The 23959-nt window shown below is 66.2% G+C and carries 23 protein-coding genes and 1 tRNA gene; 7 read left to right on the top strand and 17 right to left on the bottom strand.

Annotation, left to right across the window (positions count from 1 at the left end; translation table 11 throughout):
• The first annotated feature begins 4 nt into the window (after positions 1-4).
• Complete coding sequence (locus tag ACF3NP_RS04030) at positions 5-1027, top strand: NAD(P)/FAD-dependent oxidoreductase (RefSeq protein ID WP_392398986.1); 1023 nt, start codon at positions 5-7, stop codon at positions 1025-1027.
• A 19-nt stretch (positions 1028-1046) separates the two neighbouring features.
• Here the strand turns inward: ACF3NP_RS04030 and arc are convergent, their stop codons facing one another.
• Genes arc through ACF3NP_RS04015 form a run of 3 tightly spaced genes read right to left on the bottom strand, consistent with a single transcriptional unit; the run spans position 1047 to position 4645 of the window.
• A complete protein-coding gene (gene arc / locus ACF3NP_RS04025; RefSeq protein ID WP_181888426.1) occupies positions 1047-2567 on the bottom strand; it encodes a proteasome ATPase in 1521 nt (506 codons plus the stop codon).
• A 29-nt stretch (positions 2568-2596) separates the two neighbouring features.
• A complete protein-coding gene (locus tag ACF3NP_RS04020) occupies positions 2597-3430 on the bottom strand; it encodes a tRNA (adenine-N1)-methyltransferase (protein ID WP_063936707.1) in 834 nt (277 codons plus the stop codon).
• Between the two features lie 15 nt (positions 3431-3445).
• The gene (locus tag ACF3NP_RS04015) at positions 3446-4645 is read right to left on the bottom strand and encodes a M18 family aminopeptidase (RefSeq protein WP_181888427.1); all 1200 of its coding nucleotides are present in this window, start codon (positions 4643-4645) and stop codon (positions 3446-3448) included.
• 26 nt (positions 4646-4671) lie between these two features.
• Between ACF3NP_RS04015 and ACF3NP_RS04010 the strand changes: the two genes are divergently transcribed.
• Positions 4672-5520, top strand: a complete 849-nt coding sequence (locus ACF3NP_RS04010; RefSeq protein WP_181888428.1) for a RecB family exonuclease — start codon at positions 4672-4674, stop codon at positions 5518-5520.
• Here the strand turns inward: ACF3NP_RS04010 and ACF3NP_RS04005 are convergent.
• The 7 genes from ACF3NP_RS04005 to ACF3NP_RS03975 form a co-directional block, all read right to left on the bottom strand.
• Complete coding sequence (locus tag ACF3NP_RS04005; RefSeq protein ID WP_181888429.1) at positions 5517-7184, bottom strand: formate--tetrahydrofolate ligase; 1668 nt, start codon at positions 7182-7184, stop codon at positions 5517-5519. The genes ACF3NP_RS04010 and ACF3NP_RS04005 overlap by 4 nt on opposite strands.
• 5 nt (positions 7185-7189) lie before the next feature.
• Positions 7190-8500, bottom strand: coding sequence for an anaerobic C4-dicarboxylate transporter family protein (locus tag ACF3NP_RS04000; protein WP_181888430.1), 1311 nt, complete (start codon positions 8498-8500; stop codon positions 7190-7192).
• Between the two features lie 111 nt (positions 8501-8611).
• Positions 8612-10051 (bottom strand): aspartate ammonia-lyase, encoded by a 1440-nt coding sequence (gene aspA, locus ACF3NP_RS03995; protein WP_181888431.1) that lies wholly within the window; start codon positions 10049-10051, stop codon positions 8612-8614.
• 54 nt (positions 10052-10105) lie between these two features.
• Entirely contained in the window at positions 10106-10774 is a 669-nt protein-coding gene (locus ACF3NP_RS03990; protein WP_272899112.1) for an HAD family hydrolase, read from the bottom strand.
• Positions 10767-11165, bottom strand: coding sequence for a hypothetical protein (locus tag ACF3NP_RS03985; RefSeq protein ID WP_005296305.1), 399 nt, complete (start codon positions 11163-11165; stop codon positions 10767-10769). Before ACF3NP_RS03985 ends, ACF3NP_RS03990 begins: the two co-directional genes overlap by 8 nt.
• A 23-nt stretch (positions 11166-11188) precedes the next feature.
• On the bottom strand, positions 11189-12403 hold the full coding sequence (gene mshC, locus ACF3NP_RS03980; RefSeq protein ID WP_181888432.1) for a cysteine--1-D-myo-inosityl 2-amino-2-deoxy-alpha-D-glucopyranoside ligase: 1215 nt from the start codon (positions 12401-12403) through the stop codon (positions 11189-11191).
• Between the two features lie 16 nt (positions 12404-12419).
• Complete coding sequence (locus ACF3NP_RS03975; RefSeq protein ID WP_181888433.1) at positions 12420-13265, bottom strand: undecaprenyl-diphosphate phosphatase; 846 nt, start codon at positions 13263-13265, stop codon at positions 12420-12422.
• A 70-nt stretch (positions 13266-13335) separates the two neighbouring features.
• Here ACF3NP_RS03975 and ACF3NP_RS03970 point away from each other — a divergent pair, with 70 nt between their 5' ends.
• Both ACF3NP_RS03970 and ACF3NP_RS03965 read left to right on the top strand, forming a co-directional pair.
• On the top strand, positions 13336-14388 hold the full coding sequence (locus ACF3NP_RS03970; protein WP_131771928.1) for a YncE family protein: 1053 nt from the start codon (positions 13336-13338) through the stop codon (positions 14386-14388).
• Between the two features lie 41 nt (positions 14389-14429).
• Positions 14430-15479, top strand: a complete 1050-nt coding sequence (locus tag ACF3NP_RS03965; RefSeq protein ID WP_202032151.1) for a quinone-dependent dihydroorotate dehydrogenase — start codon at positions 14430-14432, stop codon at positions 15477-15479.
• On the opposite strand, the gene ACF3NP_RS03960 is transcribed toward ACF3NP_RS03965, so the two are convergent.
• From ACF3NP_RS03960 to tetA, 4 genes are read right to left on the bottom strand one after another with little or no spacing between them, the layout of a single operon-like run.
• Positions 15476-15832 (bottom strand): hypothetical protein, encoded by a 357-nt coding sequence (locus ACF3NP_RS03960; RefSeq protein WP_392398985.1) that lies wholly within the window; start codon positions 15830-15832, stop codon positions 15476-15478. The two genes, ACF3NP_RS03965 and ACF3NP_RS03960, sit on opposite strands and share 4 nt — an antisense overlap.
• A 10-nt stretch (positions 15833-15842) precedes the next feature.
• Positions 15843-16376 carry a YbhB/YbcL family Raf kinase inhibitor-like protein gene (locus ACF3NP_RS03955; protein ID WP_070432493.1) on the bottom strand — a complete coding sequence of 178 codons (534 nt, stop codon included), beginning with the start codon at positions 16374-16376 and terminating at the stop codon, positions 15843-15845.
• 21 nt (positions 16377-16397) lie between these two features.
• Positions 16398-18203, bottom strand: coding sequence for an ABC transporter ATP-binding protein (locus tag ACF3NP_RS03950; RefSeq protein WP_181888437.1), 1806 nt, complete (start codon positions 18201-18203; stop codon positions 16398-16400).
• Positions 18204-19766: a tetracycline efflux ABC transporter TetAB subunit A gene (gene tetA, locus ACF3NP_RS03945; protein WP_392398984.1), complete on the bottom strand. Its 1563-nt coding sequence runs from the start codon at positions 19764-19766 to the stop codon at positions 18204-18206.
• A 108-nt stretch (positions 19767-19874) separates the two neighbouring features.
• Here tetA and ACF3NP_RS03940 point away from each other — a divergent pair.
• Positions 19875-19963, top strand: a tRNA-Leu gene (locus tag ACF3NP_RS03940).
• Positions 19964-20157: 194 nt separating this feature from the next.
• On the opposite strand, the gene ACF3NP_RS03935 is transcribed toward ACF3NP_RS03940, so the two are convergent.
• Positions 20158-20742, bottom strand: a complete 585-nt coding sequence (locus ACF3NP_RS03935) for a hypothetical protein (RefSeq protein WP_181888438.1) — start codon at positions 20740-20742, stop codon at positions 20158-20160.
• Between the two features lie 71 nt (positions 20743-20813).
• Between ACF3NP_RS03935 and ACF3NP_RS03930 the strand changes: the two genes are divergently transcribed.
• Together ACF3NP_RS03930 and ACF3NP_RS03925 are read left to right on the top strand one after the other, a co-directional pair.
• A complete protein-coding gene (locus tag ACF3NP_RS03930) occupies positions 20814-21509 on the top strand; it encodes a TVP38/TMEM64 family protein (protein WP_181195005.1) in 696 nt (231 codons plus the stop codon).
• 176 nt (positions 21510-21685) lie between these two features.
• Complete coding sequence (locus tag ACF3NP_RS03925; protein WP_181888440.1) at positions 21686-22255, top strand: MarR family transcriptional regulator; 570 nt, start codon at positions 21686-21688, stop codon at positions 22253-22255.
• On the opposite strand, the gene ACF3NP_RS03920 is transcribed toward ACF3NP_RS03925, so the two are convergent.
• Both ACF3NP_RS03920 and ACF3NP_RS03915 read right to left on the bottom strand, forming a co-directional pair.
• Positions 22227-23516 carry an SPFH domain-containing protein gene (locus ACF3NP_RS03920; protein ID WP_181888441.1) on the bottom strand — a complete coding sequence of 430 codons (1290 nt, stop codon included), beginning with the start codon at positions 23514-23516 and terminating at the stop codon, positions 22227-22229. The two genes, ACF3NP_RS03925 and ACF3NP_RS03920, sit on opposite strands and share 29 nt — an antisense overlap.
• Positions 23517-23945: an NfeD family protein gene (locus ACF3NP_RS03915; RefSeq protein WP_181888442.1), complete on the bottom strand. Its 429-nt coding sequence runs from the start codon at positions 23943-23945 to the stop codon at positions 23517-23519. It abuts the gene before it with no gap.
• Positions 23946-23959 lie beyond the last annotated feature (14 nt).

Here is a 23959-nt window from a genome sequence, read left to right as displayed (position 1 = left end):
GGATATGGACGAGACCAACTACCTACTGAACTCACCTGCAAATGCACGGGCGCTGCGCGAGCGTCTCGTTCGTCTTGAAGGCAACGTCGCCGAGCGCAAGGAACTCGCATCCGACGCAACAAGCTTTGCGGGTCAACACTTTGATGTCGTTGTCGTCGGAGGCGGATTCGCCGGGACCGCGGCAGCGATCAATCTCGCGCGAGCGAACAGGAAGGTATGCCTCGTGGACGCGGGAGAGCCTAGGAACCGCAACAGTGAGCACATGCATGGCGTGATCGGCCTCGACGCAGCGAATCCCTCCGCACTTCTTGCCCGCGGCCACGCCGAGTTCGTGTCGTACGGGGGTCTACTTATCGACGGACGCGTAGAAAGCCTAGAGCACATGGCCACGGGCGATTGGTCCGTGAAGCTCGCGATAGGCGAAGCTTCCACAGCTTCGCAGGTGCTGGTTGCAACCGGAATCACGGATGTGCTTCCCGACGTCCCTGGGTTGAGCGAGATGTGGGGAACCCAAGTCTTTCACTGCCCCTACTGCCACGGGCACGAAGTCAACAGCAAGAACCTCGGTGTCGTCGGAGGCAAGAATCCAGGGTTCACCACCAGGATCGCAACGTTGCTGACCAAGTGGGCGGCGAGCGTCACGCTGCACGTCAACGGGATGGACCTGAGCCCAGAACAGCGCGAACGCCTTGAACAGTGCGGGGTAGCTCTCGTCGTCGATGACGTATCGCGAGTATCGCCAGTCACTGACGACGACCACGCCGTCGAGATCACCACTGGCTCCGGGCCGATTCGCTATGAAGCCTGCTTCACTGGTCCGGAGTTCAAGCCGAACGACGAACTCCTCCGGGGAGCTGGATGCACTGTTGCAGACGGCTGGGTCGAGGTTGAGGGAGGAAAGACCTCGCAGCCTGGACTGTGGGCGGTCGGCAACGTCGTCAGCTCGCCGGATCAGGTCTCTCAAGCGCTCGGATCGGGTGCCGCCGTGGCTATCGCCATCGACCAGCATCTCTTCGACCAGCGCTAAACGAAGGTCAGCGCCGTTCCTAACCGATAACCTCCGCGGCTAAGACGCGTTTTCCGTGGCGGCCGGTGATGCGCGCCCACTCGTCCGGGTTGGCGGTGTTCGGCATGTCCTCGCTCTCGTCCTGCTCGGCGCGGACAGCCTGGCGCAGGTGCTCCTCGGTCAGACCCGCGGTAGATACGCCCGAGAGGTGGTCCTTGATCGCCAACTTCTTGGCGCGGTCCACCACGTTGGCGATCATCGCGCCGGAGACGAAGTGGTAGTAGTGCAGGGTTTCGGCGGAGCCGTCGACAAGCTCTAAGCGCACATAGGGGCGCGGGGCGAACATGGCGTCGGCGGTGGCGTCGATAAGCAGCTCGCGCGGGGACGCGAGCGGGACCTCGTCGGTGATGTAGCGCGCGAGGATGTCTTTGGCCTCGTCCTTGTTGGGGCGGGAGACGCGGATTTTGATGTCCAGGCGGCCCGGGCGCAAAATCGCCGGGTCTATGAGTTCCTCGCGGTTGGTCGCGCCGATGACGATGACGTTGGCGATGTCCTCCACGCCGTCGATTTCGGTGAGCAGCTGCGGCACCACCGTGGTCTCCATGTCGGAAGATACGCCGGAGCCGCGGGTGCGGAAGATGGACTCCATCTCGTCGAAGAAGACGATCACCGGGTTGCCTCCGGCGGCCAGTTCCCGGGCGCGCTCGAAGATCAGGCGGATGCGGCGCTCGGTTTCGCCGACGAACTTGTTTAAAAGCTCGGGGCCTTTGACGTTGATGAAGTGCGCCTGTCCCCCGTCGCCGATGCGCTGCGACAGCGAATTCGCCACCGCCTTGGCGATGAGCGTCTTGCCGCAGCCGGGCGGGCCGTACAGCAGCAGGCCCTTCGGCGGGCGTAGGTCGTAGGCCTGGTAGAGCTCCGGATGGGAAAACGGCAGCTCCACCGAATCCTGGATGGTCTCGATCTGGGAGCTCAAACCGCCGATGTCGGCGTAGGTGACATCCGGGACCTCATCCAACGACAGCTGATTGACCTCGGTTTTCGCGATGCGCTCAAACGCGTAGCCGGCAGAGGAGTTGACCAGCACCGTGTCGCCGGCGCGGGCGGATTCGCGCAGCGGCTCGGCGAGCATGACGATCGATTCAGCGCCCTGCTGGTCCGCCACAATCGCGCGGTCCCCGCCGACGCGCTCGACCATGGTGGCCAACTGCCCGGTCGGATCGAACCCGCATGTCTCCACCACGATCGTGCCTTCGCCCAGTCGCACCAGCGTGCCGGGAACAAGCTTGGATGGATCCACCAGCGGCGACACCTTCAGCCGCATCCGGCGGCCGGTGGTGTGCACCTCCGCCTCCCCGTCGCGGGGCGCGGGTGCGAGGAAAATCCCGTACGTCGATGCCGGCTCGTTGAGTTCCTCGACCTTCGCGTACAAGTCGTTGAGCTTGTCGCGGCTGACCTTCAGCAGCTCAGCGAGCTTCTCGTTGCGCGACCCGAGATCGCGGTTCTTCCGCTTGAGCTCGCGCAGCTCCGGTCCGAAAGCATCGTCGTGGATTTCAGGCATGCGTTCGAGCCTACATAGGAGCGGGAGGCTTATCGACGAGCTTTGCGCTGCGGCCGCGGCGGCGTCACCCCGTCCGCAAGCCGGCGCGTCCACACGAGGAATGCCGTGTGGGCGTTCATGCGGTGCTCCGGGCGCGTGGCAAGGCCGTCGACTTTCCACTCGCGCAGCAGGGTTTCCCACGCGCGCGGCTCGGTGAAGCACTTCGCCTCGCGGATGGCCTCCATGATGTTCATCAGCTGCGGCACGGTAGCCACGTAGGTCATGAACACGCCGCCCGGGATGAGCACGTTTTTCACGGTGTCGATGAAGTGCCACGGCTCCACCATGTCCAAAATGACGCGGTCGACCTGCCCATCCAGGTCCTCCGGGGTGACCTCGCCGAAGTCGCCGAGACGCGGGGTCCACCACTCGGGCTCGCCGCCGAAGTAGTCGGCGACGTTGTCTTTGGCGAAGGCCAGGTGGTCGTCGCGGATCTCGTAGGAGTAGACGTGGCCCTCCGGGCCCACGGCGCGCAGCAGCGACATGGTCAGCGCGCCGGAGCCTGCGCCCGCCTCGAGCACCCGCGCGCCCATGAAGATGTCGCCCTCGACCAGGATCTGGGCAGCGTCCTTCGGGTAGATCACCGCGGCGCCGCGGGGCATGGACAGCACGTGGTCCACCAGCAGGTGGCGGAAGCACAGGTAGTCGGAGCCGAGCGTCGACTTCACCACGGTGCCCTCATCGGCGCCGATGATGTCGTCGTGGCTGACTATGCCTTTGTGCGAGTGGAACTGCCCGCCCTCTTTGAGCTCGATGGTGAAGTGGCGGCGCTTCGCGTCTGTGAGCTGCACCTTGTCGCCTGGCTGGAACGGTCCCGAATACATGGCGGTAAGTATGCCCTACTGCGCGGCCGCATAAAAAGCCGTCAGCGCGCGCACGAAGTAGTCCATGTCGTCCACGCCGCACAGCTCGCGCGCCGAGTGCATGGACAACAGCGGCACGCCGACGTCCACCGTCGGCAGGCCCAGGCGTGTCGACGAAATCGGCCCGATGGTGGACCCGCACGGCACCGCATTGTTGCCCACGAACGTCTGGTGCGGCACGCCCGCCGCACGGCAGGCCAGGATCCACTCCGTCTCCGTGGCGGCGTTGGAGGCGTAACGCTGGTTCGCGTTGATCTTCAGCACCGGACCCTTGTTCACCAGCGGGTGGTGTGTGGGGTCGTGCTTGCCCGGGTAATTCGGGTGCACGGCGTGGGCCGCGTCGGCGGAGACTTGGATGGAACCCGCGATGATCTCGGCCGGGTCGCCGAAGCCTTGCGCCACCTTGGTCAGCACACGCTCCAGCAGCGGGCCTCCGGCGCCGGCGGTGGATGCGGAGCCGACCTCCTCGTGGTTGAAGGCCGCCAGCACCAGGATGTCCTCGGCGTCGTCCTTCGCCGCGAGCATCGCTTCCATGGAGGCCCACACGCTGGTGAGGTTGTCCAAGCGGCCGGCTGCCAGCAGGTCGCCGATGACCTCGCCGCGCTGGGCGTCCGCAGTGATGAGCTCGTGCGCCACCACGTCCCCGGCGCTGATGCCTGCGGACTCCGCCGCGAGCTCCAGCAGCGGGCGGTCCACGCCCAGGATGGGCTGGGTGTGCACCTGACGGTCGATCTCCGGCACGTCGCCGCGATACAGGTGAATGGCCAAATTCGGCACGCGCGCGACCGGGCCCGTGTTGACCAGGTGCTCGGTGCGGTCCGTGGTGACCACGCGGCCGGCGAACGTGAGGTCGCGGTCGAACCAGCTGGCCAGAATCGGCCCACCGTAGACCTCCACCGCAACCTGGCGGAAGCCTTCGCGCACCACGTCCGGGTCCGGCTTGGCCATCAGCCCCGGCGAATCGGTGTGGGAGCCGACCACCCGGAAACGCGGGCGGGCATTTTCGGGTACCCACCAGGCAACCACGGCGCCGTCGCGCACGATGAGGTGGCCGCCGGGGGCGTGTGCGTCGTCGTCAAGCGAAAAGCCCTCCGCCTGCAACCTTGAGGCGACGTTGCTCGCGGCGTGGAATGCGGAGGGACTCTCGGCGATGAAATCGATGAACGGCTGTGTCATGGCTCCACTCTATGATGTTGGGCACCATGTCTGATGCCAGCACTCCCCCACGCCCACTAGCCATCTCGCCCTCGCGCGCCTCCGACTACAAGCGCTGCCCGCTGCAATACCGACTGCGCGCCATCGATAGGATCCCGGAGCCGTCCTCGGAAGCGCAGGTCAAAGGCACGCTGGTGCACGCCGTGCTGGAGGAGATGTTCGCCTGGCCGCGCGAGGAGCGTACATACCCGGCGGCGGTGAAGCGGCTGAAGCCGAACTGGGAGAAGATGCGCGAAGAGGATCCCACTTGTGCGGAGCCGGTGAAGGACGAGTACCAGTTGCTTGTGGACGCCCGCACGTTGCTGCGCGGCTACTTCACCATGGAAAACCCGCTGGGCTTCGACGCGCACGCCCAAGAAATGCCAGTGGACTTCACGCTGCCGAACGGGGTGCCGGTCCGCGGATTCATCGACCGTGTGGATATCGCCCCCACCGGGGAGGTGCGCGTGGTCGACTACAAAACCGGCAAGAAGCCGCTGCCGCGCTACTCCGAAGACGCGCAGTTCCAAATGCGCTTTTACGCGCTGGTGTACTGGCGCATGTTCGGCGTTGTGCCCACGCAGCTGAAGCTGATGTATCTGAAGGTGATGGACTCGATGATCCTCGCCCCCTCGCGCGAGGAGCTGGAGTACTTCGAGCGGGACTTGGCGGAGCTGTGGTGGAAGATCGAGGCCGACGGTAAATCAGGCAACTTCCGCCCGCAGCAGTCCAAGCTGTGCGGGTGGTGCGCCTTCCAGCACCTGTGCCCGGTCTTCGGCGGCACTCCCCCAGCCTACCCCGGGTGGCCGGGGTCGCGGGCGGAGGCGCGTAGCGACGGCGGCGCCCCCGAGGCCTAGAACAGGCCGGAGACCACGCCGTCGGCGTCGACGTCGATGTTGTTGGCGGCCGGCTGCTTGGGCAGGCCCGGCATGGTCATCACGTCGCCGGTGAGCACGAGCACGAAACCGGCGCCGGTGCGCGGGACGATGTTGCGCACGTGCAGCGTGTGGCCCTCCGGTGCGCCGAGCTGGGTCGGGTCGTCCGAGAAGGAGTACTGCGTCTTGGAGATGCACACCGGCAGATTGTCAAAGCCGTTGTCTTTGAGCGTCTGCAGGTCCTTCAGCGCCGCGGCCGAGTACTGCACGTCGGCGGCGCGGTAGATCTCCTTGGCGATGGTCTCGATGGACGCCTCCACGCCTTCGGCCGGATCGTAGAGCGGGTGCGAGGTGCCCTCGGTGAGGTTGTCCAGCAGAGTCTGAGCGAGCTCGAGCGCACCGTCGCCGCCCTTGGCCCACACGTCCGCCTCAGCCAGCGCGATGCCGTTAGCCTTGGCCCAGTTCTTCAGGAAGTCCAGCTCGGCCTCGGAATCGGTGGAGAAACGGTTGAGCGCAACCACCGGGGTCACGCCGAACTTGCGCACGTTTTCCACGTGGCGCTCGAGGTTGACAATGCCCTCCTCCAGCGCGGCGACGTTCTCGTTCGAAAGCTCCGCCTTGGCCACGCCAGCGTTGTGCTTGATGGAGCGCACCGTGGCCACGATGACGGCGCCGGCGACGTCGAGCTCGCCGTAGCGTGCCTTGATGTCGAAGAACTTCTCCGCGCCCAGGTCGGAGCCGAAGCCGGCTTCCGTGAGCACGATGTCCGCGTACTGCTGGGCGGTGCGGGTGGCAATCAGGGTGTTGCAGCCGTGGGCGATGTTGGCGAACGGCCCGCCGTGGATGAACGCCGGGGTACCGCCGAGGGTCTGCACGAGGTTCGGGTTGACAGCGTCCTTGAGCAGCGCGGCCATCGCGCCCTGGGCGCCGAGGTCGCCGGCGGTGACCGGCTTCTTGTCGTAGGTCAGGCCGATGGTGATGTCGGCCAGGCGCTGCTTGAGGTCATCCAGGTCCGTGGCCAGACCCAGAATCGCCATGATCTCGGAGGCGGCGGTGATGGTGAAGCCGGTCTCCGCCGGCACACCGTGCGCCGGGCCGCCCAGGCCGGTGACCACGTTGCGCAGCGCGCGGTCGTTGACGTCCAGGCAGCGCTGCCAGGTCACCCGCCGCGGGTCGATGCCGAGGGCGTTTCCCTGGTGGATGTGGTTGTCGATGAGCGCGGCCAGCGTGTTGTTGGCGCTGGTGATCGCGTGGAAATCGCCGGTGAAGTGCAGGTTGATCTGCTCCATCGGTACCACCTGGGAGTATCCGCCGCCCGCGGCGCCGCCCTTGATGCCCATCACCGGGCCGAGCGACGGCTCGCGCAGCGCGACCATGGCGTTCTTGCCCAGCTTCGCCAGCGCGTCCGTCAGGCCGATCAGCGTGGTGGACTTGCCCTCGCCCGCAGGCGTCGGCGAGACACCGGTGACCACGACGAGCTTGCCCGGCGTGTTCCCCGGGTTCTGGGCGATGTCCACCTTGGCCATGTGCTTGCCGTACGGGATCAGCGCATCGTCGGACACACCTGCCTTCGCGGCGATCTCCGTGATTGGGGCGAGCGAGTGGGCCTGGGCAATTTCGACGTCAGTCAACGGTTGTGCAGTCATGCACCTCACACTACAACGGCGCCGATGGCATAACCCAGAATCACGCTGACAAAGATGCACACCACACCCGGAACGAGGAACGGGTGGTTAAACACATACTTGCCAATGCGGGTGGAGCCGGTGTCGTCCATCTCTACCGCGGCGAGCAGCGTCGGGTACGTCGGCAGCACGAACAGCGCGGAGACGGCCGGGAAGGCGGCGAGCGCGGTCAGCGGGCTCACGCCAATCGCCAGCGCCGCCGGGATGAGCGCCTTGGCCGTCGCGGCCTGCGAGTACAAAAGCGATGCGGCGACGAAGAGCACGACCGCGAGCAGCCACGGCTTCGCGGTGAGCACGTCGCCGGCGATGCTTTGGATGTCTTCGATGTAGTAGTTGATAAACGTCGTGCCCAGCCAGGCCACGCCGAGTACGCACACGCAGGCGGACATGCCGGAGCGGAACACCTGGGTGTTTAAGATCTCCGCCGCTGTCGTGCGCGTGACCAGCACGATGGCGGCCGCGGCGCCAAGCATGATGGCCATGATCGCTTCGTTGCGCGGGATGGTCGGGTCCGCAATCAGCCCAACCTGCTCCGAGATCAGCGTGGCGTAGACCATCACGATCACGATCGCGGCGAGGAAGATGCCCACCGAGGCCTTTGCGCCTTGGGGCGGGACGTAGTGCTCGCGCGATGCGGGCTTTGCGACGAGACCGTCGGCCACCCGCTGGCGGTAGACCGGATCATCCTCCAGCTCCGCGCCGGACTTGTTGGCAATCCACGCCATGGGGAAGATCGCGAAGAACGTCGCCGGGATCATTACCGCCAGCAGCTGGAGGTAGCCCACCCCGAGTGGCTCGAGCGCGGACGCCATGAACACCACTGCGGCGGAAATCGGCGAGGCGACGATGGCCATCTGCGAGGCAATCACCGCAGCCGACAGCGGGCGCGAGGGCCGCACCTTGCCTTCCTTTGCCACCTCGACGATGACGGGCATCGTGGAAAAGGCGGTGTGGCCGGTGCCGGCGAGCACCGTCATCAGCCAGGTGACAATCGGGGCGTAGACCGTGATGCGCTTCGGGTTGCGCCGCAGGAAGCGCTCGGCCAGGTCCACCAGGTAGTCCATGCCTCCGGCGAGCTGCATCGCGGAAATCGCGGCGATGACGCACATGATGATGCCGATGACATCGAATGGGATGGCCTCTGCACTGACCGGCATCCCGGTTGCGCCGAGCAGCAGCACCCCGAGACCGCCGGCGAAGCCGATGGCGATAGAGCCCATCCGAGCGCCCACCACAATCGCCCCAAGGAGGATGATGATGTGGACGGCGAGTAACACGGCGGGCTCCTTCAGACAGTTATTAGGTCATCCCATTATCTGTCCGAAGGAGCCCGAAATGAAAATGCAGCCGGTGTGATGTTGCCTACCCGGCTGCGCTAAGCGCTGAGCCTAGGCCTCCAGGCCCGGCTCGTCGTCGACGTAGAGCTTGCCCCGGTACTCGGGGTGCATGAGGTTTTCCTTGCTCAGCAGCTTCTTCAGGTCCTCTTCCTCGATGAGCCCCTTCTCCAGCACCAAGTCGTAGACGCTCTTGCCGGTCTCCGCCGCCTCGCGGCCGATGAGGTCGCCGTTGTGGTGGCCGATCACCGGGTTGAGGTAGGTGATAATCCCGATGGAGTTGGTCACGTACGCCTCGCACACATCTTGGTTGGCAGTGATGCCGGTGACGCACTTCTCGCGAAGGGTCTTCGCCGCGTTGGCGAGCAGACTGATGGACTCGAACAGGGACTGGCCGATCACCGGCTCCATCACGTTGAGCTGAAGCTGGCCCGCCTCGGAGGCCATGGAGATGGTCACGTCGTTGCCGAAGACCTTGAAGCAGACCTGGTTGACCACCTCGGGGATCACCGGGTTGACCTTCGCCGGCATGATCGAGGAACCCGCCTGCCGCTCCGGCAGGTTGATTTCGTTCAGACCAGCGCGCGGGCCGGAAGACAGCAGGCGCAGGTCGTTGCAGATCTTCGACAGCTTCATCGCGGCGCGCTTGATAGCGCTGTGCATCATCACGTAACCGCCGGTGTCAGAGGTCGCCTCGATCAGGTCCGGCGACGCCTGGATGTCCAGACCGGTGACCTCGCGCAGCGCGGAGACCACCTGGTCACGGTAGCCGCTCGGGGTGTTGATGCCGGTGCCGATGGCGGTGGCACCGAGGTTGACCTCCAGCAGCGAGTCGGCCGCGCCGCTGATGGTGCGCTGCTCCTCGGCGAGGTTGGCGCCGAAGGCGGTGAACTCCTGGCCCAGGGTCATCGGGACGGCGTCTTGCAGCTGAGTGCGGCCCATCTTGATGATGTCGGCGAACTCGTCGCCCTTCGCACGCAGCGCCTTCTGCAGCTCGTCGAGCTCCTCCAGCAGCCCCTGCACCGCGTAGTACACGCCGAGACGGAAACCGGTCGGGTACGCGTCGTTAGTGGACTGCGACATGTTGACGTCGTCGTTCGGGTTGATCACCGAGTAGTCGCCCTTTTCGCGGCCGATCAGTTCGAGCGCGAGGTTGGCCACCACTTCGTTGGTGTTCATGTTCAGCGATGTGCCGGCGCCGCCCTGGAAGACGTCGATCGGGAACTGGTCCATGCACACGCCCTCGTCCAGGATCTTGTCGCAGGCCGCGATGATGGCCTCGGACTTGTCCTTGGGCAGGGCGTGCAGGCGGCGGTTCGCCATCGCGGTGGCTTTCTTCACCTGCACCATGCCGCGAATGAACTCCGGTACGTCGTTGACGGTGCTGCCGGAGATCTGGAAATTATCCTTGGCGCGCTGGGCGTGGATGCCGTAGTAGACGTCGGCGGGGACCTCGGCGGTGCCGAGGAGGTCTTCTTCAGTACGAGTGCTCATGAGCGCCACTATACGTAGCAAGAAGCTTCTCGACGGGCGCTGCGTACCCCCGTTTTATGCCTGTCGAGCTGCAGAAAACCAACCGTCCACGTCATCGGCACCCGCGCCGACGAAATTGTCCGGGTCGAACTTCATCACACCCGCGGGTACCTCGCCGGCCAGGCCCAGCACCGCGCAGCCGGCGGCGGCACCTGCGGACATGCCGTGCCAAGAGTCTTCCACCACCAAGCACTCCCCCGGTTCTGCGCCCGCGCGCCGGGCTGCCTCGAGGTACATGTCCGGAGCCGGCTTGGAGCGCTTCACCTCGTCGCCGGTAATCGTGCCGGCGAAAAACTCACGGCTGATCGCGTCAATGCACGGATCCGCCACCACCCGTTCCGTGTTGGTGCAGATGAACATCGGCGTGCCCCGCCGCGCGAGCGACTCGAGCACGCCGCCGATGCCGGGGTTGAGCTCGATGCCGTCGGCGAACAGCTCCGCCATGCGGTCGAACATCCAGGTGCGGTAGCGCTCCAGGTCGCCGTCTTTAAGCTCGTAGCCCGCCCACTCGGCCACCACGCTCAAGGTGTTGGGGAAGCTGCCGCCGATGGTTCTAGCGCGCACCTCCGGGGTGAGCGGGCGGCCTAGCAGCTCGCCGAGCTCGAAGGTGGCCTTACCCCACAGCGGTTCGGTGTCGATGAGGGTGCCGTCCATGTCCCAGAGGACGGCCTTCGGCCTACTCAAGTTCCGGAAGCTCGTTGAGAGCCTCGTCCGTGGCGCCGGTGGCGGCCGCCGCACGGAACACCAAGGTCTCGATGTCGGCCTTCTCCTCCGGTTCAAGCACCGCGTTGGCGTGCTTTTCGTTGAACTCCTCGAGGTTCTCGTAGAACGGCGCCACGACCTTCACCAGCGCGTCGCCCTCAGGGTCGTCGCCAAGCAGATCGAGGGCGTCAAGGAACATCTCAAGCCGCTTCTTCAAATCCGGCAGCACCGCCGGGTCGAAAGGCTCTTCCCACAGGTCCTTGTCCTCGTCCTGCAGGTAGGAACCGGTGGCGAAGGTGTTCAGGTCGTCGATGAATTCGTCTACCTCGGGCTGAAACTGGGCCCGAATCGAGTTGTCCGCAGCTGCGCTCATGGGCCCATTGTGCGTGAGGCGCGCTAAATGCGCACCCCGAGCAGCCCGTCGAGGGCGGTGGCGATGATCTGGTTGCAGTCGCCGGCTGCGCCGTCGAGAAGCGAAAGTGCCTCCGGGGTGTTCAGATCGTCCGCAAGAATCGCGCGAAGCTTATCGACGACTTCCGTCGCCTCCGCCTCAGAAACCTCGCCGGCGAGCTGCTCGCGCCAACGCGTAAGGCGCTCCTCGGCCTCGGCCAGGATCGCGTCGGAGAAGTCCCGGTCCTCGCGGTAGTGGCCCGCAAAGACAGCCAGGCGGATCGCCGACGGGTCGTGGCCTGCCTCCGAGAGCTTGTGCACGAACACGAGGTTGCCCAGGGACTTGGACATCTTCACACCGTCGAGGGCGATCATGCCGGCGTGGACGTAGTGCCCGGCCATGCGCTCGACCTTTAGCGCGGCCTCAGCGTGGGCCGCGGAGAACTCGTGGTGCGGAAACGCCAGGTCAGACCCGCCGCCCTGGATGGCGAAGTGGCTGCCCAGGCGGTTGGTGGCAATCGCGGAGCACTCGACGTGCCAGCCCGGACGGCCCGGGCCGAACGGTGAGTCCCAGGCGGGCTCGCCCTCGCGGTGGCCGCGCCAGATCAGCGCGTCCAGCGGATCGCGCTTGCCCTCTCGATCCGGGTCGCCGCCACGTTCCGCGAAGTACTCCTCCATGGTGGCGCGGTCCAGGTTGGACTCGTAGCCGAACTGCTCGGTGGCGTCGATGGAGGCGTAAATGTCGCCCTGGTCGAGCTCGTAGGCGGCGCCGGCGTCGAGAAGCTGCTGCACCATCGCGATCACCTCGTCGACTGACTCCATCGCGCCGATGTAGTCGCGCGGCGGGATCACGGACAGGATCTCCATGTCGCTGCGGAACAGGTTGATCTGGCTGGTGCCGAGTTCGCGCCAGTCCACGCCGTCGCGCTCGGCGCGCTCGAACAGCGGGTCGTCCACGTCGGTGATGTTCTGCGCGTAGTGGACCTTGTGGCCGTTGGCGAGCAGCTGGCGCTGCGCCAGGTCGAAGGTGAGGTAGGTCGCGGCGTGGCCGAGGTGGGTGGAGTCGTACGGGGTAATGCCGCAGACGTACATCCCCACCTCCCCGTTCGCATCCGGGGTGGTGTCTACTTCCTTGACGCGCTGATCGGCGGTGTCGAAGAGCTTCAGCGGCACCGGGGTGCCAGCGACTGCGGGTACGGACGGGTCGGGCCATGCATGCATGCGGACAACCCTACAACTAGGCGGCCATCACGCCAGTGCCGAGCAGCGCCATCACGAGAAGGCCCAGCGGAATGCGGTAGGCGGCGAACCACGCGAACGAGTGGTTGGACACGAATTTCAGCAGCCAGGCAATGGAGATGTAGCCGACCACAAACCCGATGCCGGAGCCGACGAGCAGCTGCAGCCCGCTTGCCGCCTGGCCCGCCTGGGGGTCGAAGGCGTCCGGCAGCGAGAACAGCCCGGAGGCCAGTACTGCCGGGATGGCCAGCAGGAAGGAAAAACGGGTGGCAACCTCGCGGTCGAGGTTGAGGAACAAACCGCCGGAGATGGTGCCGCCGGAGCGCGACACACCCGGGATGAGCGCCAGGCACTGCCACAGGCCCATCAGAACCGCGTCTTTCATGGTCAGTTCTTCGAAGCCGCGGGTCTTTTTGCCGCGGCGCTCGGCCAGGATGAACACCAGTGAGAACAGGATCAGCACTGTGGCGGTGATCCAGAGGTTGCGGAAGTTCTCGCGGATTAAGTCCTTGAGCAGCACGCCCGCAAGACCGACGGGGATGGTGCCGGCGATGACCATCCAGCCCATGCGGTAGTCGAAACCGCGCTTGGACTTGTCCGCGAGGCCGGCGAACCAGGCGGTGAGGATGCGCCAGATGTCTTTGGCAAAGAACACCAGCACGGCCAGCTCCGTGCCCAGCTGGATCACAGCGGTGAAGCTGGCGCCGGCGTCTTCGCCCCAAAACAGTTGGGAGACGATGCGCAGGTGGCCCGAGGAAGACACGGGCAGAAACTCGGTGAGGCCCTGGACAATGGACAGGACGATCACCTGAACCCAGGACATTGTGGTGGCGGGATCAGTCATGGCGAAAGACACTACCCCGCCTACTTAGCCATCGCGGTGCGCGACGGGCGCGTTGCTAGGCTTTGACCTTGTGAATGCTCGTTTGTTTGCCCCCAGTTCCCGCCTCCGCTTTGCCGCAGTTTCCGGTGCCGTCTCGGCTGCCCTGGCGCTGAGCGCCTGCGGCGCGTCTCCTTCCGCCAAGATCGAGGAAGCCGGCGGTGAGGCGGCTGCGAACATGGGCAGCGCAGAGCCTGTGCAGTCCCCGCAGTCGTCGGACCCGGCGGGCGCGGTGGTGGACTTCGAGCCAGTGAGCGATGTGGACGTCACGAACGGCCGCATCGGCGTCCGCACGGAAAACGCGCTGACGATCGGCACGCTCGAGGAGATCCAGCAAGGCAAGGCCGCCCGCCACGAGCTGGACCAATCCTGCGGCGAGGCATCCGCCAACGCCGGCACCTTCGCGCTTGCCTGCGCGGGCGAGATCAAGCTCTTCGGCGACCGGGAGGAGACTATCGCCACGGATAAGCCGGTCACGGTGGCCACGGTGGCGTCGACAGGCGAGGTGCTCGCAGGCAGCGACACTGAGCGCAAGGTGTGGGTCTTCGACGGCGGAGAGCTGAAAGACACCATCGACGTCGCACGCGAGACCGATCAGCTCCAAGCGGTGCAGGTGGACGGCCAGCGCGACTCCGTGGTGCGAACCAACCGCTTCGACACCACCATCCAGGACATCGACTGGAACGGCTCGCGCCAAGGCGGCACCCTGCGCGTCGGCCTGGGAGTGGGCAAGGTGCGCGGCGGCGAGCACGGCCTGGTGCTGGCTGCGGATTCCACCGGCAACCAGCTCCACGTCTACACCACCGACGACATCATCCGCCTCCAGCAGTCCGCGCCGGTGCCGGAAGGACCCTGGGATGCCGCGTGGGACCCCGCGCAGCGCCTCGCATGGGTCAGCTCGCTGGCCAGCAACACCGCCACCGGCTACGACATCTCCCAGGGCATTCCGGTGAAGCGCAAGCACTTCGCCACCGTCGCAGATGCCCAGAGCATCATTACGCTTGACGACGGCACCGTGGTCGCCGCCTCCGCATCCGGCGACGGCATCCAGATCGTCTCCCCCGCCGACCAGACCGAGAGCAACTAGGAGATTCACCCGTGACGCTCTACGACCGCGCACTCAAGCTCATGTTCCTGCTGCCGCCGGAGCGCATCCACGGCATCATCAGCGGCGCCCTGCAGACGCTGCACCTGGCCACCCCTGTCAACCGTGTTATGGAAAAGGCCGTGCGCGTGCACGACCCGGTGCTGCGCCAGACCGTTTTCGGCGTGGATTTTCCCGCCCCGCTGGGGCTGGCGGCCGGCTTTGACAAGAACGCCGAGGCGATCGACGCGTGGGGCGCGATCGGTTTCGGTTACGCCGAGATGGGCACCGTGACCCCGAAGTCCCAGCCGGGCAACCCCACTCCCCGCCTGTTCCGCCTGCCGGAGGACAAGGCGATTTTGAACCGCATGGGCTTCAACAACAAGGGCGCGCTCGTGGTCGCCGACAACCTCCGCGCGCGGCGCTCCCGCGACGTGGTGGGCATCAACATCGGCAAGAACAAGACCTCCGAGGATGCCGTGGCGGACTACCGCGCCACCGCGACGCTTCTGGGCCAGCTTGCGGACTACCTGGTGGTCAACGTCTCCTCCCCCAACACGCCGGGCCTGCGCGACCTGCAGGCGGTGGAGGAACTCCGCCCGATTTTGGAAGTGGTGAAGAAGTCCACCACCACCCCGGTGCTGGTGAAAATCGCGCCGGACCTTTCCGACGAGGACGTCGACGCCGTGGCCGACCTCGCCGTGGAGCTGGACTTGGCCGGCATCGTGGCCACCAACACGACCATTTCCCGCGACGGGCTGAACACGCCGGCCTCCAAGGTGGAAAGAATGGGCGCAGGCGGCATCAGCGGCGCTCCGTTGGAGAAGCGTTCGCTCGAGGTGCTCAAGCGCCTCCACGAGCGAGTCGGCGACAAGCTGGTGCTCGTCAGCGTCGGCGGTATCTCCACGCCCGAGCAGGCGTGGGAGCGCATCGCCGCGGGCGCGAGCCTGCTGCAGGGCTACACGCCGTTCATCTACGGCGGGTTGGGCTGGATCCGCGGCATCCACCGCGGGATCGCCACGCAGATCAAAGCCCACGGCCTGGACTCGATTGAGCAGGCCGTGGGCAGCGGGCTGGAGTGGAAAGCGCTCTAAGCGTGTCCGGCTGCGCTGCGGCGCAGCACCACCGCGCAGAGTCCGGCGGCGAGCGCCCAGCCGATCAGCCAGAACGGCGTGGTGGCCATCAGCTCGGTGTCGGGCGCGATGAAGCCGAGCCCGATGAGCACCACGGCCACGATTAGCGCGCCGACCTGGGTGCGTGAGCCTTCCTGCTTGGTGTTGTAGGTGGCGAAGGCGCCGACGATGGCCACCGCCGCGATGACGGAGAGCACCTGCGGGGTGACGGGGAACGCGGCGTCGCCTCGAAGCAGCGCCAGCACGGCGTAGAGCACGAGCACGAGTGCGATGCCCATGAACGCGCCGCCGACGCGGAGTTGCACTGGAACCATTCGGCGAATCTTACTGGTTTTCGTACCAGCCCCAGATGATTGCTCGGCCGAGCGAGTGGAAGTTCAGGTTGAAGCCGAGCTGGGTGGGGTTGGCAATCTCGTCTGCGGGCAGCTCCGTGTCCACCGCGTGGACGGCGAACAGGTAGCGGTGCGGGCCGTGGCCGGCCGGCGGGTTCGCACCGTAGTAGCCCTTAACCCCGCTGTCGCCGGTGAGCACCACCGCGCCGACACCGAGGTCGTCCTTCGCGCCTGCTCCGGCTGGCAGCTCGGTAACGTCCGCGGGGATGTTGAACGCGGACCAGTGCCAGAAACCAGAGGCGGTCGGCGCGTCCGGGTCGAAGCAGGTCACCGCAAAGGTCTTGGTGCCCTCCGGGGCGCCGGACCAGGAAAGCTGCGGGCTGGTGGCGTTGTCGCCGGCAAGCGTGTCGGCGAGGCGCTCGCCGTCGACGATGTCCTCGGACGTGATGTCGAAGGACGGCACGTCCGCCAGCGGGGCGTACGGGTCGGGGCCGGGGAAACGGTCGGAAACATAATTTGCAGTCATGTCCCCATTCCTACCGGAGAGTTAGTGACCGCCGCCACTCCACGCAGCGAACAGTTGCGCGTATCTCCCGTCGGCGGCGACGAGTTCGGTGTGGGTGCCGTCCTCGATGATGCGCCCGGCGTCCATGACCAGGATCCGGTCCGCGGCCGCCGCCTGGTCTAGGCGGTGCGCCACCACCAGTGCCGTGGTGTCTGCGGTGATCCGCGCGGCGGCGTCCTCCAGCGCGTTGGTGGCGTCGCTGCCAGCTTCTGCCGTCGCCTCGTCCAGGATGAGCACCTTCGGGCCTGAGAGCGCCACGCGTGCGAGCGCGAGCTGCTGCTCCACCTCCGGGGGCAGCTCCTCCGCGCCTGCGCCGACGGCGGTGTCCAGCCCCTTCGGGAACAGGCGCGCGAACTGGGTGCCTTCAGGGTCGAGCCCGACACTTGCCAGCGCCCGCAGCAGGTCCGCGTCGGTCGCATCCTGTGCGGCCATCGAGAGGTCCTCGCGCAGGGTGCCGGCGAACAGGTGGACGTCCTGGGTGAGCAGGGTGACGTTCTTGGCGGTCCACGTGTCGCTGACCTGCGAGGTATCTACTGCGCCTACCCGGATGCACCCAGACGTGGGCTCCACCAGCCCCGCAATGAGCGCGGCGAGCGTGGACTTGCCGGCGCCCGAAGTCCCCACCAGTGCGGTAGTTGTTCCCGCCTCGAGCGTGACAGAGAGGTCCTCCAGCACGTTGGCGCCGCCCGGGTAGGCAAACGAGACGTGGTCGACTTCCACGTCCACCGGCTCCGCCAGATCCTCCGGAACGGCCGTAGCTTCACGCCCGTCCGCGAGCTTGGCCAGGCTCACCGCGCGGCCCACTGCGGTGGCCGCGCTCTGCAGCTCGCCGACGAAGAACAGGGCGTTGAACACCGTGACCTCGGCGCGGATGACCATGAACACGGCGGCACTCGCCTGGCCCGGGCTGACGGCACCGGCCGTCGCGAGCCACGCGCCGACGCCAAGCGTGAGCAGCACCCACGCGGCGAAAGCGACCTGGCCGATGCCTGTGAGCCGGATGAACCAGGGCACACGGTCCATCTCCGCCTCCACCGCGCCCCACGAGGTCCGCCGCATCCGTGCCAACGCCCAGCGCTCCAAGTCGAAGGCGCGCAGCGTGGGCAGGCCCCGGACGGTATCCAGCAGCACCGCGTTGCGACGCGCCTCCGCCACGCTCACCGCGTTGGAGGCATCCGGGATGGCGCGGACCACCGCGCGGGCGAACGGGTACGTGCAGATGCAGATCAAAAGCAGGATCAAGGCGAAGCGGACGTCGATAAGCAAAAGCCCGATAAACGTGATCGGAAAGACGAACACGGTGGTGAGCACGCGCGAGCCGATGGCGGTGATGGTTTGGACGACGTCGTCGATGTCCTTGGTCATGCGTGTGATCACGTTGCCGGTGCCGAGCTCCATCACCCGCGGCACAGGTGCGCGCAGGATCGCGTCGAGGCAGCGACGGCGCAAGTCGATGGACGCGCGGGCGACCTTGAGGCCCACCACGTAGTTACCGAGGGCGCGCAGGAATATCTCGACGAGCATGCAGGCCAACGCCAGTCCAACAGTCCACACAAAGGCGCGGGTGCCGGTGCCCAGTAGCGGCACCTCGCCTCCGGTGAGCGGGTCGACGCTGCGCCCGAACAGGTTCGACTGCGTGGTGTACACGGCGACGATGAGCGCCTGGATGAGCAGCAGACCCGCCCACCAGCGTCTGTCCAGCGCGTTGGGCAGCGCCGAGAGGTACGCGAAGGTCTCCTTCACACTTGCGGGTGCGACCGCGTCTGTGCGTGCGTAATCGGGCGCCATCTACGCCACCTCCAATTCGGTTCCAGCGTGCTGCCACGCGGCGTTTCCGGTGATGACCACGGTGGTTTTGTCTGCTCTGAGCGCGGCGACGGCTGCCACGACGTCCGCCTGTGTCACGGAATCGAGCCCCGTGGTCGGGTCGTCCAGGATGAGCACCTCCGGGTCGGCGGCGAGCGCCCTGGCAAGCGCGACGCGCTGGCGCTGCCCGCCGGAAAGGTTCAGGCCGGCCTCCCCCAGCGGCGCGTCCGGCAACTCGCCTGCTTCGTTGATACCGCCGAGCCTGCGGAGGATGTCTTGGCAGTGGGCGGCGGCGAGCGCCTGCTTGACGACGTCCTCCGGCACATCCCCGCGCGGGTTCACGTTGTCTGCGATGGTGCCCTCAAACACGTTGACGGTGTGCGGCGGGAACAGCACGTCTGCGCGCTGCGCCCACGCGGCGGCGGTGGCGTAGGAACGCTCCGCCGGCTCGAGAATCCACAGCCCCGCGCCTGGGACCGGTGTGTCTGTTAGCTCGGGCCCCGCGGTGTCGTCGCCCGCGTGGTGCAGCTGCTCGATGCGCTGGCCACTCGCGACGGCCCTGCCCCACCCGCTGGCCAGGTCGCCGAACGCTAAGCCCGCCATGGTCAACGCAGGCTGCACCAACAGTGCCACGGATGTCAGCTGCCCCGGGGTGATCTCCCCGCGCAGCGTCATCCACGCGCTCAAGCCCACGATGCCAAGGTTGCACAGCCACGCCACGCAAAACCTGGCGAAACCGAGCCACACCTCCACACGCAGGTGCGTGAGCATCAAGCGCTTCGCCTTCGCCGTTTCGGCGTGAAAACGTGTTGCCACGGTTGCACCCGCGCCTAGGCCTTTGACGGTGCGAATGCCTTGCGACGCATCCGTGGCCAAGCCAGCGACATCCGCCTCCGCGGCGCGACGCTTCAACGACACCCGCGTCACCGGCCCCGCGGTCCACGCGGCGAACAGAGCGATGATCAGCGCGCTGGCCGGGATGGCCAGTGAGATCCACGGGGAGACCGACCACATCGCCACCATCGCGCAGACCGCGTAGCCGATGGCCATGAGCGGAAACGACAGCAGCTCGCGGTAGCGGCCGACGGTGTTCGCGTCCGCGTCGATGGTGTTGAGTACGGTGCCGGGGCTCATCGCTCCCGCCCCGCGGCGCAGCACGCCCGAGGACAGGTGCTGCTGCGCGTTGTGGGTCACGCGGCGCACCGAGGCTGTGGCCAGGCCGTCGCCGGTGGCCTCGCCGATGAATTGGATGATGAAGATGCCGACCAGCACCGCGAAGAGCCACCATGCGTTGAACTTTTCTTCCCCCACCAGGCCGTCCACGATCATGCCCACCACCACCGGCACAAACGCGGCGATGCCGGAGCCGATGAGGTAGCTCAGAATGTGCAGCACCAGCACGCCCGGGTAGGCGCCAACCATGTCCCTGACCACGCGGTTCCCGCTGCTCCAGCGCGCCGGGTGGAGCCGCGCCGGATCGTCCGCTGGTGGGACGGGCGGGACGAACCAGCTGTACGTCTTCATTCTGCGCGGCGGTGGGATCATTCTGGAAAATCTAGCAAATATTCAGGGTTGTACTGGCGATTTGGCGGTTCATTCGCCCCGCCCTATAGTTATGCGAGTGCCCAGCCGAGAGGCTGAAAATCACCCTAAGCCCGGGTGGCGGAATGGCAGACGCGCTAGCTTGAGGTGCTAGTGTCCTATTAACGGACGTGGGGGTTCAAGTCCCCCTCCGGGCACCACCGGAACACCCCGACGCAGATCTTGCGGCGGGGTGATTTTAATTTTTCCGCCCACAGCTACGTCCAGCCGGGCCCGTTCATCGAGCCGATCGATCCCCCACCGAAGATGCCCAGCAGCATATTGGCAAACTCACTCATCCCTGGCGTCTCCGATTCGGGTGCGGAGACCAGCCCGGGTACCGCGACTGCAGTGCTCAGTTTTGCTCATCCGGCATCATCACCTTTGTCTGTGCAGCTGGGCGACGGTTCTCGGTTCCGCGGTTGAGCACCACAATGAGCAGGAAAAACCCAACGGCGAAGGCGATTACCACTGCGGCCCAGATGTACCCGAACAGCGGGGTTTCCCAAAGCAGGTGGGCCACATGAACCATGAGTTTGTGTGGAGCAGCGACCAACACGGCGGCGAGCACCACCGCTGCTATGTACGGCCAGGGCTTGCTGGAACGCGCAGTGAGATACGCCCAGGACATGGCCAAGAAAGAGATGGCAGGTCCGTAAATCCCGATGACGATAGCGTAACCGGCAGGCTCCCCTTTCAGTATTGGGAGGATCCACGGAGACGCGACTGCCACAACGACGAACCCGCAGGACACCGCTGTGCGTACGGCGCCGCCCGTCGATGCCCGCGCAGCCGCTATGCACCCGACGACGAGCGCAGTGCCATAAAACACCAGTGACAGCACCATCGGCCCATAGGTCACCCCGATTCCAAGAAATGTCAATATCAGTGAAAGTAGAAACAGGCCGACGGACGATGCATAGCGTTGATTTGAGCTCATGAGCCCCCCTCCTCAAGTTGGTTCCAGGCTACAGCCCGATCCTCCTCAAGTTGGTTCCAGGCTACAGCCCGATGGAAGATAGCGTGGTGAATCGTTTGCGGAAGGCACCCCGGAACCGGATCGCACTCATCGTTGCGGCCGGCGCGTTGTTCGTCGCAGCATGGATGCTTCTCGACGTTCCCCCGCTTTCGACCTTGCGCACCTGGTCCGATCAGACCGGTGCCTGGTTCCCCGTCCTGTTCTGGCTGCTGTACGTGCTGATCACCCAGTTCCCCATCCCGCGGACCCTGATGACGGTTTCCGCCGGCATCCTGTTCGGCACCGCCCGTGGGATCCTCATCGCGCTGACGGCGACGACGGTCAGCGCAATCATCTCGCTACTCATCGTCCGTACGCTGCTGCGGGATTGGGTGGAGCCGCGCCTGACGCACCCGGCCGTGGAGAACATCAACCGGCGACTCGAGGAACGCGGGTGGTTGGCCATCTTGAGCTTGCGCATGATCGCGGCCGTGCCGTTTTCCATCATGAACTACGCCGCCGCGCTCACCCGCGTACCGGTGATGCCGTTCGCGTTGGCGACGTTGGTGGGTTCCGCCCCGGGCACGATCCTGGTCACCCTGTTCGGCGACACGCTCACCGGCGAGGCGGACCCGGTGTTCGTGGCCATTATGGCGGTGCTCGCCGTCGTTGGCGTCGCTGGGCTGGTGCTGGACGCTCGCATGCCGACCCGCTCACCTGATCGTCTAGCAACCACTGATCCCCGCTAGACGAACAGCCCGCTATCGACACTCGCATTCAATATCACCTGGGAAAATGTCGAGCTCAACTCCGAATCGTCTAGCAAACTGAAGCAAACCGCTAGACGATCCGGCTGTAGGGCCTGGCCCCACCGTCTACGTGTCGGAGTCAAGCCCCAAGGGTAGACCGGAGTACGCTACGGCCTATGATTGCCGTGCATGCGAGGTACCGGGGCCGCGAGAAGGCCCGCGCCGCCGTGGTTGAGCGCTCCGCTGAGGCGCTCAGTGGCCTGCCCGGTGTTGCAGGCTTCGAGGTGCTCGGGGTGGAAGACATCCGCTCGAAGGTCGAGGACGCCGAAGCTGCGCTGAACCTGATCATGGCGCTGCTTTCGGACGGCAACTGGGCCATCGGGCTCGGCATCAGCGACGGCGAGGGCTCCACGCGCGACGCTTCTGCCACCGCGACGAAAGCTGTCGGAACGAGGGCGGGCCAGGTGCGGGTGATCGTCGATAGGCAACAAGCGACGACTGAGGCCGCGGACATCGCGGCGACCTTCGCGCTGATGGCGCACGTGCTGCACAAGCGCACCTACGAGGGGCGCGAGGCGACATCGCTGGTGCGGCGCGGCATGAACCAAAATGAGGCCGCCGCAACCCTGGGCATCTCCAAACAGGCGATGAGCCAGCGGTTGCAGGCGGCCGGGTGGCCCGCGGAGCAGGCCGGGTGGCAGCTAGCGCTGAATTTGATTACTCGGGCTGCTGGTCAGGGCGAGTAACGGGGCGCGAGACCGGCTCGGACACGTCAGTGTCGCGGCCGAAATCCTGCTCGAAGCCGGTGCGCTCCGGCTCGCCCGCGGTGATCTCGCGGCGGGTGGCGCCGCTGGGTTCCGGCTTGATCGAATCCTGCGCTGACCCCTGTGCCGCATCCTGGGTCGGATCCGGGTCGTCGACGTGCTTGTTGGCCACCGCGCGCGCCTCGGCGAGAGCCTTTGCCAGCTCCGGGTCGGTGGAAGTGTCGAACCAGCGGTCGGTGTTGTCCGCCTGGGCCATCTCCCGGTCGCGGTCGTTCGGGGACTCGGACTCGTAGCGGAACACGCCGTCGTCGTCCTTGTTGGCGAAGGCGCGGGCGAACTGCTGCAGGGAGTCGCCGAACTGGGACGGGATCATCCACATCGTCGCCGCGTCGTTGTTCGCGATCTTCGGCAGCTGCTCCAGGTACTGGTACGCCAGCAACTCCGGGGTCACGCCGGAAGACTTGATGGCGGCGTTGACCTTCTGGATCGCGCGGGCCTCACCCTGCGCGGCCAGGTACTTGGCGGCGCGCTCACCCTCGGCGCGCAGCATCATCGCCTGACGCTCCGCCTCAGCCGCGAGGATGGCCGCGTGCTTCTCGCCCTCCGCGGAGAGGATGCGCGCCTGCTTCTCACCCTCTGCGGTCTTGATGTCGGACTCGCGCTTACCTTCAGCAGTGAGAATCATGGCGCGCTTTTCGCGGTCCGCCTTCATCTGCATCTCCATGGACTGCTGGATGGACGGCGGCGGATCAATCGCCTTCAGCTCCACTCGGCTGATGCGAAGGCCCCACTTGGCGGTGGCCGCGTCCAGCTCGCCGCGCAGGCGGCGGTTGATGGTCTCGCGCGAGGTCAGCGTCTCCTCGAGCGTCATGCCGCCGACGACGTCGCGCAGCGTTGCCACGGAAATCTGCTCCACGCCCACGAGGTAGTTGTCCACGCCGTAGATGGCCTTGGCCGGGTCGTTGATCTGGAACGTGACCACCGTGTCGATCGCCACGGTCAGGTTGTCCTGGGTGATCACGGCCTGTGGCGGGAAGGACACCACGCGCTCACGGGTGTCCACGCGCTCGCGCACGCGGTCAATGTAGGGCACGAGGAACGTCAGCCCGCCGGACGCGGTGCGGGTGTAGCGGCCGAGGCGCTCAATAACCGCCGCTTCCCCCTGCGGGATCAGCTTGATAGACGCGGTGAGAACTGCCACCACCAGCGCGATGATGACGAAGAATGTGATAAACCCTCCCATTTAGGGCTCCTTCCACACGACAGCGACGGGGCCGTCAATATCGTAAACGGTCACGCGGGATCCCGCCGGGATGGTTTCCGCCGGGTCGAGGCCGCGGGCGGACCACAGGGAGCCGTCGAGACGCACCTGGCCGTTACCGCCCACGATGTCCTCGACGACCTCGGCCGTGCTGCCCACGAGCGCCCGCGGCGAGTCGTCCAACACCAGCGGCTTTTCCATCCGGCGGCGCAGCGGCGGGCGCAGGAAGAACCAGAACAGCGCGGACGAGGCGGCGAACACAGTGACTTCCGCCCACATGGGCACGCCTGCGAGCGCCACGAGCGCGGTGGTCAGGGCGCCCGCGCCGAGCATGAGCAGCGTCAGCTCGCCCACGGTCAGTTCCAGCAGCGCCAACAGCGCCGCGGCCAAAAACCAAAGCAAAGGTCCCACGTGTTTTACCTTAC

The organism is Corynebacterium lehmanniae (assembly GCF_043161975.1).
In the GTDB taxonomy this organism is placed as follows: domain Bacteria; phylum Actinomycetota; class Actinomycetes; order Mycobacteriales; family Mycobacteriaceae; genus Corynebacterium; species Corynebacterium lehmanniae.
Note: the sequence above shows the minus strand (reverse complement) of the source record. Positions and strands in the feature narration are given on the sequence as shown.

Excerpts from the sequence above, each read along its gene's own strand:
- ACF3NP_RS04030 (WP_392398986.1), top strand. The coding sequence starts at position 5 with ATGGACGAGACCAACTACCTACTGAACTCACCTGCAAATGCACGGGCG.
- arc (WP_181888426.1), bottom strand. The coding sequence starts at position 2,567 with ATGCCTGAAATCCACGACGATGCTTTCGGACCGGAGCTGCGCGAGCTC.
- ACF3NP_RS04020 (WP_063936707.1), bottom strand. The coding sequence starts at position 3,430 with ATGTATTCGGGACCGTTCCAGCCAGGCGACAAGGTGCAGCTCACAGAC.
- ACF3NP_RS04015 (WP_181888427.1), bottom strand. The coding sequence starts at position 4,645 with ATGACACAGCCGTTCATCGATTTCATCGCCGAGAGTCCCTCCGCATTC.
- ACF3NP_RS04010 (WP_181888428.1), top strand. The coding sequence starts at position 4,672 with ATGTCTGATGCCAGCACTCCCCCACGCCCACTAGCCATCTCGCCCTCG.
- ACF3NP_RS04005 (WP_181888429.1), bottom strand. The coding sequence starts at position 7,184 with ATGACTGCACAACCGTTGACTGACGTCGAAATTGCCCAGGCCCACTCG.
- aspA (WP_181888431.1), bottom strand. The coding sequence starts at position 10,051 with ATGAGCACTCGTACTGAAGAAGACCTCCTCGGCACCGCCGAGGTCCCC.
- ACF3NP_RS03985 (WP_005296305.1), bottom strand. The coding sequence starts at position 11,165 with ATGAGCGCAGCTGCGGACAACTCGATTCGGGCCCAGTTTCAGCCCGAG.
- mshC (WP_181888432.1), bottom strand. The coding sequence starts at position 12,403 with ATGCATGCATGGCCCGACCCGTCCGTACCCGCAGTCGCTGGCACCCCG.
- ACF3NP_RS03975 (WP_181888433.1), bottom strand. The coding sequence starts at position 13,265 with ATGACTGATCCCGCCACCACAATGTCCTGGGTTCAGGTGATCGTCCTG.
- ACF3NP_RS03965 (WP_202032151.1), top strand. The coding sequence starts at position 14,430 with ATGTTCCTGCTGCCGCCGGAGCGCATCCACGGCATCATCAGCGGCGCC.
- ACF3NP_RS03960 (WP_392398985.1), bottom strand. The coding sequence starts at position 15,832 with ATGGTTCCAGTGCAACTCCGCGTCGGCGGCGCGTTCATGGGCATCGCA.
- ACF3NP_RS03955 (WP_070432493.1), bottom strand. The coding sequence starts at position 16,376 with ATGACTGCAAATTATGTTTCCGACCGTTTCCCCGGCCCCGACCCGTAC.
- ACF3NP_RS03950 (WP_181888437.1), bottom strand. The coding sequence starts at position 18,203 with ATGGCGCCCGATTACGCACGCACAGACGCGGTCGCACCCGCAAGTGTG.
- tetA (WP_392398984.1), bottom strand. The coding sequence starts at position 19,766 with ATGATCCCACCGCCGCGCAGAATGAAGACGTACAGCTGGTTCGTCCCG.
- ACF3NP_RS03935 (WP_181888438.1), bottom strand. The coding sequence starts at position 20,742 with ATGAGCTCAAATCAACGCTATGCATCGTCCGTCGGCCTGTTTCTACTT.
- ACF3NP_RS03930 (WP_181195005.1), top strand. The coding sequence starts at position 20,814 with ATGGAAGATAGCGTGGTGAATCGTTTGCGGAAGGCACCCCGGAACCGG.
- ACF3NP_RS03925 (WP_181888440.1), top strand. The coding sequence starts at position 21,686 with ATGATTGCCGTGCATGCGAGGTACCGGGGCCGCGAGAAGGCCCGCGCC.
- ACF3NP_RS03920 (WP_181888441.1), bottom strand. The coding sequence starts at position 23,516 with ATGGGAGGGTTTATCACATTCTTCGTCATCATCGCGCTGGTGGTGGCA.